Origin of the sequence: Streptomyces sp. BE20 (assembly GCF_036322525.1) — a bacterium.
Lineage (GTDB): Bacteria > Actinomycetota > Actinomycetes > Streptomycetales > Streptomycetaceae > Kitasatospora.
Window position 1 is genome coordinate 1 of the sequence record NZ_JAQYWW010000604.1, and the last position, 301, is coordinate 301.

The 301-nt window shown below is 73.4% G+C and carries 1 protein-coding gene; it reads right to left on the bottom strand.

Annotated features, from left to right (window positions below; translation table 11 throughout):
• Window positions 1–301, bottom strand: a 301-nt coding sequence (locus PUR61_RS12095; protein ID WP_329878729.1) for a ketoacyl-synthetase C-terminal extension domain-containing protein, incomplete at both ends; no start/stop codon positions are given.

Below are 301 nucleotides of genomic sequence, written 5' to 3' on the forward strand. Positions count from 1 at the left end.
CGACCGGGGTCCGGCCGGACAGCAGCACCGGTACCACAGGCAGGTGCGCGACCGGTACCGAGGCCGGCTCCGCCACCGGGGGCTCTTCCAGGATCACGTGCGCGATCGTCCCGCTCACGCCGAACGCCGACACACCCGCCCGACGAGGCCGGACCCCGGCGCTCCACGGCCGCGACTCCGTCCGCAACCCGACTGCGCCTACGGACCAGTCGACCTCCGCCGACGGCTCTTCCGCGTGCAGGGTGGCGGGGAGCGTCTCGTGCCGCATCGCCAGCAGCATCTTGATGATGCCCGCGACACC